Genomic DNA, 14,221 nt, shown 5'->3' with positions numbered 1-14,221 from the left:
GATGGGGCTCGGGAGTTATTCCCGGGCCCCATTTGCGTACCCCTTCGGGGGTCCCGCAGCGGGATGTGTCGTGTGCCGTGCGATGTCTGGTGGGGCGTCAACTGGGCGTGTGGGGTTGGGTCTTCAGAGGGGCGCGGCATTGTTGTGGCTTCGTTCTGGTTGTCCTCATTCGCTCTCGTAAATGGTGTGGAGATCTTGCGGCGGTAGTCGCAGGGATGTCGTGGTGGATCACGGAAGAGTCAAATCGCCTGGTCCGTTGGGTAGTTTCGCGCAGCCGCCGTGTCGTGTCGTGGGGGAGTGGGGGCGGTGCGTTCCTGGTCTCTGCGGCGTTGCGGTGTGCGCATGCGTACTGCGGAATTCTGGGCGTAGGGGATCTGAGCAAGTGTCGGACGAGTTCTACATCGGCCATTCGGCGTTGGAGAAGCTGAGCGGCGCCTTCTCGCGTGAAGCGGACCTGCTGGGCGAGGAGTTGGCGAAGTTCAAGCCGAAGACGGACGCGGAGGCGATCCATGACGGGTTCGGGTTTCTGACCGAGTCCGAGGAAGTGACCTCCGCGTACATCGGTTTGGCGGAGCAGATGACGAAGGCGATCGAGGGGCTCCAGGAGCACGCGTACGCGATTGCCGACAAGCTCAAGGAGAACTCCCACAACTCCGTCGCCGCGGACCGGGCGATCGAGGAGCAGTTCAAGGGAGGCGACCGGTGAGCGACGAGTCGGTTGCCGAGAAGGTCTACGAGGCCGGGCTCGAACTGGTCAACCCCGGTGGTCAGCCCGATGTGTTGCGGGATGCCGCGAAGGCTTGGGGCGCGATGGGGGACGCGCTCGACCGGTTCGTCGTCCACATGGACAAAGCCGTACGGGAAGCGACGGGCAGTCAGTGGTACGGGCCGGCCGCCGACGCCTTTCTGCTGCACTGGCACGAGGTCAAGAAGTCGATCGAGGAGGCTCAGCCCTCGTTCGAGGAAGCCCAGAAAGGGCTGAACGAAGCGGCCGACAAGATCGAGGAGATCAACGACGAGATCCACCAGATCTATCTGGAGATCGGCGTCACGATCGGCGTCTCCGTCGCCACCTCGTTCATCACGCTCGGGTTCTCCGCCGCCGCGGGCGCCGCCAATGCCGCGCGGCTCGCGGGCCAGGCGACCGCCGCTGCCGCCCGGCTCGGTCGCATTCTGGCGACCATCGCCCAGTGGTTCCAAAGGCTGCGGAACATCAAGGGCTGGGGCCATGTCTTCGCGTTCGCGGGGCGTACGGGCATCGAATTCGGCAACGGTGTCGCCACCAGCATGCTCAGCGGCAAGGGCCCGGAGTGGGAGAACAACCTCGTCGGCGGCGTCGCAGGTGCGGGTATGGGCAAGGTCGCGGACCTCGCGCTCGGTGGCAGGCTCGGCGGCGGCCTCGGTGAGTCGGTGGCCGTCGGAGCCGCGGGCGGAGCCTCCGGCAGCCTCGTCGGCGACGCGGCCAACGCGTCCGGGCCGTGGGCCGACAAGGACGACGAGTTCGACTGGTCGCAGGCGCTGATCGGGGCCGCGGCCGGCGGCGCGGGCGGCGGCGTCGGCGGCGGTGTCACCCACGGGCCCAGCGGCGGCGCGGAAGGGGCGGCCGGGGACGGCGGCTCCGGTGGGTCGGGCGGCGAGGGCGGCTCTGGGGGTTCCGGTGGGTCGTCCGGCGGATCGGGCGGCGAAGGCGGGTCCGGCGGTACGGGTTCAGGTGACGGCTCCGGTTCCACGGGTGGCTCGGGCGGAACCGGTGGCTCCGGCGGCACCGGAGGCGGCAACAGCGGTGATGGCTCCTCCGGTTCCGGCGGCGGAAGCGGTGACGGCAGCGGCGAAGGCGGCGGGGACAGCACCCCCGACCAGCTCACCGACGAACAGCGCGAGACCCTCCGCGACGAGACGACGGGAAGCCGCATCGGCAACGAGTTCGGCGTCGCCGGCAACCACCTGAAGGAAGCCGACAGCAAAGAGGACGACCTGGCGGAGGGTCAGCAGAAGACCGCTGACAAACTGCGCGAGCACAGCAAGAACACGAGCTTGGTGGATGATTTCGGGTGAACGGATCCCAGTCCATGTCGGAGCCTGAGCCCGTGTCGACCCCTGAGTCCATGTCGGACCCTGAGTCGGCGTCGACCCGCAAGCAGGTGGCCGCCGTACGGCAGGGGGCGCCCCTCGGGTGGACGGCCGTGGCCGCTCTGGTCGTACTGCTCGGCTCCTGGATGTCTCTGCGGGCCTCGCAGCTGCGGGACGTGCTCGTCCTGGTGGCGGCGCTGGTCGTGGCGTGCTGTGTCGCGTACGGGCTCTTCGTACGTCGTGCGGCCGGGGAGCCGGACCGGCCGGAGGTGCACCGGGGCCTGATCCGGGCGGCCTCCGGGCCCGGCGGGCGTGGCGGTGCGCTGCCCGGCGGGCTCGCCGGGCTCGGCCGGTGGCGCAGGCGCGGGGTGCTGTCGCTCGTCGCCGGGATTCTGGTGGCGGTCACGCCGCTCGTGCTCGGCGTCGGCAGCCCGGTGCTGGAAGGGAAGGCCGCCGCTCTGGTGGAGGCCGGGGCCGTGGTGCGCGAGCTGCGCGTGGAGTCCGTGCGCAACGTCGTCGAGGACGAGCACAAGACCGGCAGTACGTTCTTCTGCACCTCGACGGTCACTCTGCCTTCGGCCGACGGGAACGGTCCCGGTACGCGGGCCGAGTTCCGCTCGGAGTGGGTTGACGCATGCGGAGCGGGTCAGCGCGCGTTCGTCGCGTACGCCCCCGCGCAGCCGGAGCTCGGCGCCATCGGCGACAGTGAACGCTCCCTTGTGGAACGCGAGTTGGACGGCCATGCGCTGAGCGGGGAGTGGACCGGCATCGTCGCCATGGTCGTGCTCGCCCTGGTCGCCGTCGGGCTGGTGGGTGTCGTCGTGACAGTGAGTCGCGACGAGAAGCACCCGCGTGAGCTGGAAGGCGACGAGTCCGTGCTCCGCGCCCGGATCGCCGGGGCGGCCAAGGGAGCGAACAGCGCCTGGTCGTTGACGCTCGCGTCCGACGCGGGGCAGGTCGCGTTCCACGCGCACACGTCCGCCCTCGGCCTGGCGCGGTCGGCGAACGGGGCGGCAGGGCGCCTGATCTGGCACCCGGACCGTAACCGCACCGGCGGCAAGAAGGGCCCGAACCGTATCGGTGCCGTCTTCGTCAGTGACGACGGCTGGTACGTGCACGGCGCGATCGACCCGGACGTGGCGCGGCGTGCCGGTGGCGCGGCCATGGCGGCTGCCGGCGTTCCGGTCGACCGCTCGTACGTTGCACGGCCGTTGGACCTCGACGCGGGCTGGGTGCTCAGCCTGCCGCGGCGCGTGGCGCAGGCGCTCGGCGTGTGGGCCGTGCTCCTCGTCGTTCTGGCCCTGCCGCTCGCGCTGCCCAGCCGGTTGGTGCTGGGCCTCGTCGGGTCGGCGGGACTGCTGGTGTTCGGCGGCGTGGTCGCGATGATGCGGGCGGACGCCGACGAGGCGGAGCAGCGCGTACGGTCGAGCGGCGCGGCGGGGCGCTAGCCGCAGGGCTCGGCAACAGGGCTCAGCAACAGGCTTAGCTGTAGGACTCAGCCGCAGATCGCTGGTCGCGAACGGCCGCAGGGAGCAAGGGTGTTGACGGAAGAGGCGATTCCGAGCGGGGCCGCCGCCTGGGTGCGCTCGGCGCATGCCGCGCGGGTGCGCCGGACCGGCGCGCGCTGCGCTGCCCTCGGGCTCGCCGTCGCAATCGCAGTGCCGGCCGTCTGGCTGTGGCTGCCCGAGCCCGCCCTGCGCCGTGCCGTCGTCCTCGTGGCCCTGGCCTGCGCCGCGACGTGTCTCGTCGTACTGGCCCGGCAGCAACGGATCGTGGCCGGAGCCGGAGCCGGAGCCGGAGCCGGAGCCGGAGCCGGAGCCGGAGCCGGAGCCGAAGCCGGAGCCGAAGCCGGAGCCGAAGCCACGGCCACGGCCACGGCCACGGCCATGGCGGTACGGACGCGCGTCGGCGTGCCCGAGGGCGCGCCCGCGACAGACCGCTTCTCGCCCGTACGGGACGTTCCGGAAGAGCCCGGCCACGAGGGCGGCGCACCGCCCCTGCCGAGCACCTTCCCGTCCCGTCGACCGCAGCAACTCCGCGCGTTGGCCTGGGGGTCGGGTGTGGCGGCCGGGCTGCTCGCGGTCGGTGTGCTGGCGCTCGGGCGGCCGCAGCCGTCGGACGAGGTGGCGCGGCTCGACGCGGCCGGGGCGGTGTTCGCGGAGGCCCGCGTCCTCGACGCAGGCGCGGCCGAACGGCACGACCCGAGCCGTGGCGCCGCGTACTACACGGCCCGGGTCGTCGTGGAGCTGCGCGGGACGGGCGGGGCGCGCGGCACCGCGACCGTGCGGGCCCGCTCGACCGAGCCGCCCCGCCCCGGCGACCGCACCACCGTCCTCTACGCCCCCGCCGACCTGACCCTGGGCGCGGTCGGCGGGGGTCCTTCGGTGCGGGACGAGGTGGCGGGCCGGACGTTCTCGCCGTTCTGGCGCTGGGTGCTCGTCGGGCTGTTGCTGCTCGCCGTGGTGCTTGCGGCCGGGCTGGTCACGCGTCGGCTGGGCCGGGGGCCGTACGCCCGGACCGGGCCGGGACACCTCGCCGTGCGCGGTACGTGCGTCGGGATGCGCGAAGCCGCGTCGCTGGTCGTGGAGCCGCTCGCCGCGAGCCGCCGCCCCGTCCACTTCCTGACCCCCTTCGACGCGCGTGCCGTCCCGGACGAGGTGAAGGGCCGGGCGCTGTGGCTGAGTTGGGACGCGCGTCCGGGCCAGGCACCGGGACGTCGTACGCAGGCTGTGCTCGTCCTCGACACCGGCCTGGTCCTGCACGGCATGCTCGACGCGGCGGAGGCGGAGCGGCTGCGGGAGCACGGGGAGACCCCCGCGGTACGGGGCGAGGATGCTCGCACCGTGGACCGTCGGCTCGACGTGTGGGACCCGCACGCGTACTGGCCGGCGACCGTCAGCCCCTTCGCGGTCGGGGTCTGCGCGACCGTCCTCGCCGGCGCTGCCCTGCTCACGTTCGAGCTGCCCGCGGCGGTGCGGTGGTGCGTCGGCGCCGTCACCGCCCTCGCCGGACTCGCGGCCCCGGGCGCGCTCACGGAGGGGCTCCGGGGGAAGGGCTCCAGGTAGCGGTTCAGAGGTCCGGCCGACGCGTCACGGACCCGGCCGACGCGTCACGGACCCGACCGACGCGTCACGGACCCGACCGCGTCACAGACCCGACCGACAGGTCACGGAAGACCCGACCGACGCCCGCCTGCGCACGCAGACCCCCAGCTCAAGCGAACAGGCTCGCCAGCCAGCACAGCCCCGCCCCCACCAGGCCGACGCCGAGGAGACCGATCACCGTCCGCCGCAGGGGGCTCCGGCCCGCGCGCTCCCACGCCGCCTCGTACGTGATGCGGCTGCGGCCGAACGGCGCGTACCCGGTCGCCGTGCAGAAGACGCCGAGGCCGATCAGGACGAGCCCGGCCAGCGCGCCCGAGAACCAGCGCAGGGCCCGCTTGCCGTCCGTGGCGACGTAGTCCCGGTCCTCGCCGAGGTGCGTGAGCGACAGCGCCGGACCGCCCTGCCGCACCTCCAGAACCGCGCCCTCCGGGTAGCCGCGGCGGGTGTCGACGTACGCCTGCGGATCGCGTGCGCCCGACTGCCCGGGGGCCGGCACGAACGTGCCGTGGCAGCGGACGTTGTCAGTGCCGCGACGGCTGCGGCGGGCGGCGTTGTGGTGGAACTTCGCCTCGCACGAGCTGACCTTCAACTCCCCGGCGGATCCCGCGAAGCCCGCCGCGTACCCGCCCTCGTACGCCGAGTACGCGCTCAGCAGGAGCCCGAGGATCAGGAAGACCGCGCCGCCGAGGCGGCCGAGTGCGTGCGTCACAGTGCTGCCACCTTTCCGTACGGACTGCCTATCACACGGACGTACGCGCGATACTGCACGGGACGACAGTGAGGAGCAGCGACATGGCCAGGCACGGCGACAACTCCCCGAACCCGCGCAACCCGCAAGGCCCTTCCGGTGAGGACCGGGGAGTGTGGGACGAAGCGCTCGAACCGGAGCAGCAGCGCTCCCTGAACGCCTCCCTCCGCCAGGTCAGAGACCTGCCCGGCGCGAGCCCCGAACTGAAGGACATGGCGAACAAGCTGCTTTCCGGCCGCGTCTCGATCCGCGACATCGTCGACGACCCGTCCGGCTCCCGCGTCTTCGGCGGCGGCGTCTTCGCGCAGCTGCGCGGCCAGTGGGAGTCCGCCTCGGACGAGGAGCGGGACCGCCTCCGCAACAGCGAGACGACCCCGGACGCGGACGCCGACAAGCGCGGGGACGACGGCAAGCCCCGCCGCTCGGAGGAGAGCGAGCGGCCGAAGAAGGGGCAGGGGCGGCACAGTGGGGGGTTCTCGCTGTACTAGCGGCCCGCTGCACCGGGGCCCCCGCCGTGCTGTGCCGGGGCCCCGCCGTGCCGCGGCAGCCCCTGTTACGCCTGCGGCGGCCGTACGCGCAGCGCCTTCACCCCGCGCTCCGTCGCCACGACCAGGAAGCCGTCGGGTGCCAAGTCGGCGCCCGTGAACGGCACTTCGGAAGGCAGTGAGGCCGTGACGGCGCCGTGCGCCCGGCTCCAGATGCGCACCTGGTCCCGGGCGCGGGTGAGGAACAGCGGCGCCGCGGCGCGGTCGGCCTCCGCGTGCTCGACCAGATGCTCGGGGCCCGCACCCGGCACGGCCGTCCCGTGCGCGAGGTCGTACACGAGGAGCGCGGCGCCGTCGTCCGTGCCCAGGGGGCGTGCGCCCGGGGTGTCCGCCGGGACCGTGAGCGCCGCCACGGGCACGGGCGGCGCGTCGCGCTGCACGAGCCCGGCCAGGCGTACGCCGCTGACCCCCGCGAGCCGGACGGACCACAGTGTCTGCCACGGAAGCGGGATCCCGAGCCGGTGCACGGCCGCGCCGTACTCCACGAGCCCGTCCTCCACGAACGCGCTCTCGAGCAGCGCGGCACGGGCAGGCGCAGGAGCCTGCGTACGGCTGAGCAGCGGGACCGTATGCAGATAGGTGCGGGCGGGCTCGCCCAGCTGCTCCGCCGGCACGGCCTCCACCGCGGCCCGCAGCACCGTCGGGTCCGCGTGCACGAACAGGCCCGGATCGGTGAGGAGTTGAGGCAGCAGCCCGGCCTCCAGGGTGTGCCCCGCGATGTGGTCGCGCACGTACGGGTCGGCCTGCGACCAGTCCTGGCCGGGCACGGCCTCGAGCAGCGCCATCGCGAGGTGCGACTGCACGGCCCGCACACTCCGCAGCCCGGCCCGTACGGCCTCGCCGACGGCGGGGTGCTGGAGCTGGACGAGCGTCCGACCTGTCGGACGGCCGTGCGCGTCGTGCACCTGCCGGGACTGGACGAACGGGCCGATGAGGGTGGGCGCGGCGGCGAGCGCGGCGCTCACGTCCTGGCCGGGCTCCTGGCCGGGCCCGCGGCCGGACTCCTGTCCTGCCACCGCGCCGACGAGCCGGGCCCACAGCTCCGCCGGCATGCCGTCGCCCTCGGCCAGGGCGAGCGGGGTGAGGAGGTGGCGCAGGGTCTGCGGATCGGTGCCGTGCCGGTACGCGTGCGCGTCGAGGGCCTGCGCGACGGAGGCGGGCAGCGACTGCTCGTCGACAGCGCCGCCTGCGGGAACCTCCGCTCCCGTCGGGAGTCCGGCGACCGCGAGTTCCACGACCAGGGGGCTGGTGCCGGCGCGGCGGGCGATGGCCGAGGCGAGGTGCAGCCGGGCGGCCGGGTCCGCGGGCTCGGCTCCCGCCCGCTGGCCGAGGAGCGCCTCGGCCTGCCGGGCCAGGCCCTGCGGGTCGGCCCACTCCGGGGCGTCGAGGTCGATGACCTGGACGACTCCGGCGGGCAGCAGGGCCTGGAGCTCCACGGCGGCCGCACGCGGTACGTCGGCGAGCAGCCGGACGTGCTCGACGGCGGCGAGCGGCCGCAGCACCTCCCGTACGACCCGGTCGGGCTCGGCAGCGGCACGTACCGGTCCGGCGCGGTCGACGTCCGGTACGACGACGGTCAACTGGCCGGGCAGGGAGGCGAGTCCGGCGTACACCTCGTCCGTGGTCGTGGCGCGCAGGCCGTAGTGCCCGGCTATCAGCCAGGTGAGCTGGGCGGCGGTGAGGCCCGCGGCGCTCGGGACGGCGGGCGCGGGCAGCTCGGGCGGGACGGTCGACGGGTCGAGCAGGTCGAGGGCGATGCGGCCGCGGAACTCCGGGTCGCACAGCATCAGGAACCCCGTCAGGAGGTGCGAGCGGCCACTGCCCGGGCTGCCGGTCAGCAGCACGACCCGCGGCGCGCCCGGCCGGCCCGCCCGCCATGCGGTCAGGGCACGCAGGGCCGCGGTGCGGCCGCCGATGTAGGGGTGCGGTGCGTACTCCGGGCGGCTGTGGGTGGCGACGCCGGTCATGGTCTCGGTCCCGTCGACTGGAGGCGGGCCCGTTGCGGGGGCGGGCCCGGGGGTGGGGTCAGGAATTGCGTTCGCGCTCGCGGGCGCGGTTCTTCTTGTAGAGCGCGATCGCCTGCTGGGTGGGCAAGTTGGGCGTGCCGTACGACTTGCCGGTCTCCTTCGACACGACGATCTTGCCGCCGCCGGGCTGCGCGGGCCGGACGGGGGCGCCCGGGGTCTGTTCCACGGGCGGCAGCACCGGATAGATCAGGAAGCCCTCGTCGAATTCGTGCACGGCGAGTTCGAGCGGAGTGCCGTCGGGCGCCTTCGGCTGCGCGTATCGCCGGTGGAAGATCGCGAGCGCTTCCTCGGCGGTGGTGGGCGGGTCCTGCGGAAGGTCATTCGGATCGGGCGTCTGGTACGTCATGGGTGCTTCGCTTTCCGGGGTGGTTCGGGGGCTTCGGCCGAGGCCGAGAAATCGGCGGGTTCAGCCGAGTCCGGCGGATCGGTCGGCTCAGGTGGGGAATTCATTGACCCAGTCGCCGTCGAGGAGGGCGCTGGGAAGGTATTCGGATTCGACGGTGACGGTGAATCCCGCGTCCTTTGCCAGGCACGCCATGGCGAGCGGGCCGAGGGCCACCCAGCCCTCCGTGTCCAGGGACCGGTCCTCGTCCCTCGTCCAGTACTCCTTGTGCAGTCGCAGGGCCTGGGCGAGTTCCGCGTTGAACGCGTTCTCGTCGCGCTTGGCGATCTGGGCGAGGAGGTTCATGGGCGGGTAGTTGATTTTGAGGACGTTCTCGCGGGGCGCGTGGCGCAGGCGGGCGGGATCGGTGTTCTCGATGGCCGCGACGAGCTTGTCGCCGAAGTCCGACTCGTCGAGCCGGTACGCCTGGAGGGCTTCGACCCAGTCGTACATGTACGGGTCGTAGGCGCCCTCGGCCCGCCGGAGCAGGTCGACGGGGACCTGGGCGAGCTGCCACATCCGCTTGGGCTCGCGGCAGACGGCGGCAAGGTAGAAGGCGGTGACCCAATGCCCGGCGTAGGCGCGGGGGCCGGCGCCGTAGCGGAGGTTCCGGATCTGGTGCCCGATGCGGTACTCGAACGTGCCGGTCTCGCCCTGGGCGGAGACGAAGAGGGCCGAGCTGACCTGCATGGCCTCGACGGTGGCTTCCCAGGCTGCCAGGTCGCCTCCGTCCGGGCTCAGCCCGCAGTGCGCGCCCATGCGGCTGACGCCCGACAGCACCTCCATCGAGAAGGACAGGGGCTGCCTTTCAAGGGAGTTGAGTCCCTTCTGGAAGCGCTTGTCCTTGACCTCCAACAAGAGTGCCAGGTTCCTGGTGGGGAACTCATGACGCGGAATTGCTGTCACTGCTGCTTCTCCTCGGCCCTGCGAATGTCGAATTCGCTCATCTCGTAGCCGCCGTGCTCGGTGCCGTTCGGCTTGCCCTTGACGAGCATGTAACGGATCCTCGGCGCGCCTTCTTCGCCGTCCAGGGAATCACGCAGTTGCTGCGCGAGATCCAACTCGTGCTGGGCAGCCCGAACTTCTTCGTCCGTCGTGGCCTTCTGCAGGTTTGCGTCTCCGCGCTCCTCCATCTCGTGCACGATCGTCTCAAAGTATGCGCGTGTGCCCTGCTTGACCCTCGGGACGCTGCTGCGGGGCTCGTCCTCGGCGGGGGAGCCGTCGGCGTCGTTAGCGCTGTCGGACTGCTGCGGGCTGTTCTCCTGCTGGTCGCCGGTCGCGGAGTCGTCGCTGCTGCCCGAGGCCGGGTCGGGCAGGCCGCGCCGCTCGCCGAGATCCGCCTGGGTGGAACCCTTGGCCTCCACGACGACCAGCTCGGGCGGCGGGCCGGGGTTGTGCCAGATCTGGTCGAACCGGTTGTTTCCCGTTGCCCTGTCGTCCACGCGGGTGGCGTTCGGGAAGTTGTCCGGCATCGCGTGGAACTCCGCGACCTCGTCGCCGTACTCCTCGCTCTTCCGGCCCCGCGCGGCGTGCAGAGGCCTGTGGATCTCGTCGGCCTCGTCGAACCTCTTCTGGTTCTCGGGAGTCTTGTTCCGCGCCAGCGCTTCCTTGGCGACCCTGCGGTCCTCGTGCGGCTGCCGGTCCGCTTCGATGGCCTTCTGGCGTTCCTCCGCAGCCCGGTCGAGCCGCTCGCGGATGTCGTCGGGCAGCTTCGACTTGTTGCTCTGGTTGGGCTTCCAGTCGGTGTACGACTCGGGTTCGGGCTCGGGGGCGTCGCTCGCCAGCATCCAGCGGTTCGGCGGGTCCGCCGGGTGCAGCTGGGGTGCGGGGAAACCGTCGTCGCACAGGTTCTTGACGCGGATGCGGTAACCGCGCTTGTCGTAGAACTTCTTGAACCATTCCTTGTGTTCAGGCTCGTCCGAGTTCGCCCAGGCGAGCTTCTGCAGGTCGCCCGCTCGCTGCCGTGCCCTCTCGTTCGGGTCGTCCGTCGTCCCCGACGGGTCGGCGGGCCCGGACGGCCGGTCCGGCGCAGCGCTCGGCCTCGTACTCGTGCTCGTGGCCGGGCCGATGTCGCCGTACAGGGGCTTCTTGTTCTGGACCGCGTCCTCGAGGTGGCGGGTGGAGTCCGCCGTCGCGCCGGGCGGGAGGCTCTCGCGGCTCGGGACGGTCGAGTCGGTGTTGAACCGGGCCGGCTCGGAGTCGGAGGCGTCGGTCCCGTTGTCAGGGGACTTGTCCGGGGCGGAGTCCGGCTGGGCGTCGGGGTCCGTGTGGGGCTGCGCGTCGTCCTGGGCCGGACGGCGATCGTCCGCGCGGGGGTCGTCGCGGGGGCCGTCGTCCTTGCGGGGGTCGTCCGGGGTGCGGGGGTCGTTCTCCGTACGGGGGTCGTCTTGCGTACGGGGGTCGCTCTGCGTACGGGGGTCGTCTTGCGTACGAGGGTCGCTCTCCGTACGAGGGTCGTTCTGCGTACGAGGGTCCGTTGCGCGGGGGTCGCTCGGGCTCGGGTCGGCGGTGCGCGGGTCGGAGTCCGGCTTGGGGTTCTGCGGGGGGCTCTGGTCCGGGGTGCGGTTGTCCGAGGTGCGGTCGTCCGGGGTGGCGCGGTCCGGGGTCGGCGACTCGTCGGGTGTCGTGTCGTCCGGGGTCGGCGACTGGTCGGGTGTCGTGTCGTCCGGGCGCGTCGGGGACGGCGTGGCGTCGTTGTCCGGGGTCGGCTTGTCGGTGGCCGGGTCCGTGGGGTCCGGGGTCGAGGCGGACGGGTCGGACTGTGCGTTGCCGTTCTCGGCGCCGCCCTTCCCGTTCTCGTCGTTGGCGTCGGTCTCCTGCGTCGGCTGTGCCGGGTGCAGGGGGTTGCCGTCGCGGTCGAGCGGTATGTGCCAGGCGCGTTCTGCGTTCTCGATGTGGATCGGGTCGTGGCTGACCTCGCCGGTCTGGGTGTCGATCCAGACGATCTTCCCGTTGTGGTTCACGGCGTTGAAGGCGTGACCGCCGCCGCCCGGCCAGTCGACCTGGACGATCGCGGCGGAGCCGGGGCCCGCCACCAGCAGGTCGTACTCGATCCGCCGAGGGGTGTCGGGGTCGTCGCCCGTACCCGCGTACGTGTGCGGAGCGCCCGACCAGGCGATCTGGTTCTCGTTGGCGTTGTCCTCGGGGCTCAGCAGGTCGATGCCGCCGTTGCCGTCCGGGTCGAGGGTGCGCGGCGCGGAGACCTGCGGGTTGCCGTACCAGGTCTCCAGGAACGAACGCGAGCAGTCGGCACAGTTGTTGCCGCGGCCGGGGACTTCGTTGCCGCCGTCGTTCTGGAGCTGGGCCCAGTCCTCGAAGGGGTCCGGGTAGCGCTGCGGCGTGCCGTCCTCGTTCCGCGGGACGGCGTCCTCCAGGGCCTGCTGATCGTCCGGGTCGACCTCGCGGAGACCGCCCGGCTCGTGGTCGAGGCTGTCCCGGATGCTCTGGAGGCTCTCGGTCTCCGGCTTCTTGCCCTCGTCCTTCTTGCCCTCGTCCTTGTTGTTCTCGTCCTTGTTGTTCTCGTTCTCGTTCTCGGGCTTGGTCCCGTCGTCCTTGGAGGCGTCCGGGTCCGCCGGGTCGTTGGGGTTGTCGGGGTCGGCCGCGTTGTCCGGGGAGTTCGTTGCGTCCGGGGTGTTCGACTGGGTGGGCATGCCCGGGGTCTTGGGCGTGCTCGGGCTGTCGGTGCTCGTGGCGGGCGTCGCCGTGGACGCGGGCGAGGCCGGTGAGGCGCCTGCCGGGTTGCTCGGGCCGGGCGGGTTGCCGTTCGGCGTGGCGGCGGGCGGGCTCGCGGGCGACTGCTGCGGAGGCCGGGTCGGCGTGGCCGTCGAGGCCTGCTGGTTCGCACCGGGTTGCTGGTTCGCGCCGGCCTGCTGTTGCTGCGGCTGTTGTGCGTTGGACCGGTCGTTGCTGCTCGGCGTACTCGGCGTACTCGGCGTGCTCGGCGTGCTCGGAGTCGAAGGGGTCGTCGACGTGCTGGGCGCGTTGCTGCCCTGGTTGGTGGACGGCGTCGACGACGGCTGCGAGCCCGGAGCGGTGGTGCCGCCGGGCGTCGTGCTCGGAGTCGTGGCCGGGGTCGTGGCCGGGCCGGTGGAGGTGGAGTTCGTGCTGGTCCCCGGCGTACGGGGGTCACCCGGGCTGGGCGTGTTCGTACCCGGCGTGCTTGTACCCGGCGTGCTCGTACCGGACGGGCTCGAACTGGGCGTGCTCGTACCGGAGTTGCCCGCGTTCGGCGTGCTCGTGGCCGGGGAGGCCTGCTGCGGCACGGACGGCCGGGGGCCGCCCGGATTGCCGGAGGCGGGGGAGGAGCCGCTGTCGCTCGGCGTCGTACGAGGGGTGGACGCGGGGCCCGACGACGAGGGGCTCGGCGACGAGAGCGGGCCGCCGGCCGACGGGCTGGCCGCTCCGGGTGTCGCGGAGGGGGTGCGCGACGGGGCGGACGAGGAGGCGTTCGGGCTCGTCGGCGCGCCGGCCCCGCCGGAGGAGGACGAGCCGCCGGAGTTCGCGCCCGTACGCGCGCCCGCGTCGCCGCCCGTCGACGGAGGCGTCGGGGACGTCGGCATGGCGCCGCCGCCGTCGCCGCGGGGCGTGGACGACGAGGGCTCCGAAGTCGTGGGCGGAGGCGCGGAGTTGGACGCGGACGGGGCGGTCGCCGCGAGGCTGTCGACCTGCGCACCGACGGGCCCGCCGCTGCCCGTCGACGGCGAACTGCTGGACGGTGAGGGGCTGGGCGCGGACGTCGGGGTGGGCGAGGTGATGCCGCCCGGGTTGGAGTTGCCGCCGCTCGGCGCCGTACCGCCGGGGGTGCCGCCGCTGTCGGACGCGCTCGGCGAGGGCGAGGGGGTGGACGACGGGCCGTTGCTCGCGGGCGGGTCGTCGAAGTCGCTGAGGCCGGGGCTGTCGCTGCGCGCGGGCGCGTTGTACTGGCTCGGGCCGGAGTCCGGGGTGCTGTTGCCGCCTCCGGAGTCGGAACCGGGGCCGTTGCCGATGTTCGGGCCGGACGGGCTGTCACCGCCGTTGTCCGCGGAGACGGTGCTGCCCACGGTCGGGCCCGAGTTGCCGGAGTTCGAGGTCGAGGTCGAACCGGTCGAGGAGTTCGAGGAGTTGGAGGAGTTGGCCGAGGAATTCGAGCCGGAGTTGCCGGAGGAACTCGAATCGCTCCCCGTACCCGAGTTCGTACTGGAGCTGGAACCGGAGCTGGAGCTGGAGCTGGAATTCGAACCGGACCCCGACTCCGATCCGGACCCGGACCCCGACCCGGACCCGGACGCCGAATCGCTTCCGGAGGAAGAGGGGTTGCTGCCCAACGGGCCGTTGTTGGCGTAATTCTCCGCGCCGCTTCGAGCCGA

Annotated in this window: 11 protein-coding genes; 6 read left to right on the top strand and 5 right to left on the bottom strand. The window is 72.7% G+C overall.

Going from position 1 to position 14,221, the window contains the following annotated elements:
* The first annotated feature begins 382 nt into the window (after nucleotides 1-382).
* The 4 genes from ACIDOF_RS33505 to ACIDOF_RS33490 all read left to right on the top strand — a co-directional run bounded on the left by ACIDOF_RS33505 (nucleotide 383) and on the right by ACIDOF_RS33490 (nucleotide 5,135).
* Entirely contained in the window at nucleotides 383-706 is a 324-nt protein-coding gene (locus tag ACIDOF_RS33505) for a hypothetical protein (protein ID WP_409009978.1), read from the top strand.
* Nucleotides 703-2,055 (top strand): WXG100 family type VII secretion target, encoded by a 1,353-nt coding sequence (locus tag ACIDOF_RS33500; RefSeq protein WP_409009977.1) that lies wholly within the window; start codon nucleotides 703-705, stop codon nucleotides 2,053-2,055. The genes ACIDOF_RS33505 and ACIDOF_RS33500 overlap by 4 nt, the downstream gene beginning before the upstream one ends.
* Before the next feature lie 50 nt (nucleotides 2,056-2,105).
* Nucleotides 2,106-3,518 (top strand): hypothetical protein, encoded by a 1,413-nt coding sequence (locus ACIDOF_RS33495; RefSeq protein WP_409009976.1) that lies wholly within the window; start codon nucleotides 2,106-2,108, stop codon nucleotides 3,516-3,518.
* 90 nt (nucleotides 3,519-3,608) lie between these two features.
* Entirely contained in the window at nucleotides 3,609-5,135 is a 1,527-nt protein-coding gene (locus tag ACIDOF_RS33490; protein WP_409009975.1) for a hypothetical protein, read from the top strand.
* 148 nt (nucleotides 5,136-5,283) lie between these two features.
* On the opposite strand, the gene ACIDOF_RS33485 is transcribed toward ACIDOF_RS33490, so the two are convergent.
* Nucleotides 5,284-5,883: a hypothetical protein gene (locus ACIDOF_RS33485; protein WP_409009974.1), complete on the bottom strand. Its 600-nt coding sequence runs from the start codon at nucleotides 5,881-5,883 to the stop codon at nucleotides 5,284-5,286.
* 83 nt (nucleotides 5,884-5,966) lie between these two features.
* Between ACIDOF_RS33485 and ACIDOF_RS33480 the strand changes: the two genes are divergently transcribed.
* Entirely contained in the window at nucleotides 5,967-6,410 is a 444-nt protein-coding gene (locus ACIDOF_RS33480; protein ID WP_409009973.1) for a hypothetical protein, read from the top strand.
* A 65-nt stretch (nucleotides 6,411-6,475) separates the two neighbouring features.
* Here ACIDOF_RS33480 and ACIDOF_RS33475 read toward each other — a convergent pair whose 3' ends face one another.
* The 4 genes from ACIDOF_RS33475 to ACIDOF_RS33460 all read right to left on the bottom strand — a co-directional run bounded on the left by ACIDOF_RS33475 (nucleotide 6,476) and on the right by ACIDOF_RS33460 (nucleotide 12,526).
* On the bottom strand, nucleotides 6,476-8,434 hold the full coding sequence (locus ACIDOF_RS33475; protein ID WP_409009972.1) for an ATP-binding protein: 1,959 nt from the start codon (nucleotides 8,432-8,434) through the stop codon (nucleotides 6,476-6,478).
* A 58-nt stretch (nucleotides 8,435-8,492) separates the two neighbouring features.
* Nucleotides 8,493-8,840, bottom strand: coding sequence for a hypothetical protein (locus tag ACIDOF_RS33470; protein ID WP_409009971.1), 348 nt, complete (start codon nucleotides 8,838-8,840; stop codon nucleotides 8,493-8,495).
* Nucleotides 8,841-8,927: 87 nt separating this feature from the next.
* On the bottom strand, nucleotides 8,928-9,734 hold the full coding sequence (locus ACIDOF_RS33465; protein ID WP_409009970.1) for an immunity 49 family protein: 807 nt from the start codon (nucleotides 9,732-9,734) through the stop codon (nucleotides 8,928-8,930).
* Between the two features lie 44 nt (nucleotides 9,735-9,778).
* Nucleotides 9,779-12,526: a toxin glutamine deamidase domain-containing protein gene (locus ACIDOF_RS33460; RefSeq protein ID WP_409009969.1), complete on the bottom strand. Its 2,748-nt coding sequence runs from the start codon at nucleotides 12,524-12,526 to the stop codon at nucleotides 9,779-9,781.
* Between ACIDOF_RS33460 and ACIDOF_RS33455 the strand changes: the two genes are divergently transcribed.
* A complete protein-coding gene (locus tag ACIDOF_RS33455; RefSeq protein WP_409009968.1) occupies nucleotides 12,525-14,198 on the top strand; it encodes a hypothetical protein in 1,674 nt (557 codons plus the stop codon). The genes ACIDOF_RS33460 and ACIDOF_RS33455 overlap by 2 nt on opposite strands.
* Nucleotides 14,199-14,221 lie beyond the last annotated feature (23 nt).

This window comes from Streptomyces sp. Da 82-17, assembly GCF_046098215.1.
GTDB lineage: Bacteria > Actinomycetota > Actinomycetes > Streptomycetales > Streptomycetaceae > Streptomyces.
The sequence above is the reverse complement of the archived record's forward strand: the minus strand, read 5'-3'. Positions and strand labels throughout refer to the sequence as shown.

Coding starts and splice junctions, on each gene's coding strand:
- ACIDOF_RS33475 (WP_409009972.1), bottom strand. CDS start 8,434: ATGACCGGCGTCGCCACCCACAGCCGCCCGGAGTACGCACCGCACCCC.
- ACIDOF_RS33495 (WP_409009976.1), top strand. CDS start 2,106: ATGTCGGACCCTGAGTCGGCGTCGACCCGCAAGCAGGTGGCCGCCGTA.
- ACIDOF_RS33460 (WP_409009969.1), bottom strand. CDS start 12,526: ATGCCCACCCAGTCGAACACCCCGGACGCAACGAACTCCCCGGACAAC.
- ACIDOF_RS33480 (WP_409009973.1), top strand. CDS start 5,967: ATGGCCAGGCACGGCGACAACTCCCCGAACCCGCGCAACCCGCAAGGC.
- ACIDOF_RS33470 (WP_409009971.1), bottom strand. CDS start 8,840: ATGACGTACCAGACGCCCGATCCGAATGACCTTCCGCAGGACCCGCCC.
- ACIDOF_RS33455 (WP_409009968.1), top strand. CDS start 12,525: ATGCCCGGGGTCTTGGGCGTGCTCGGGCTGTCGGTGCTCGTGGCGGGC.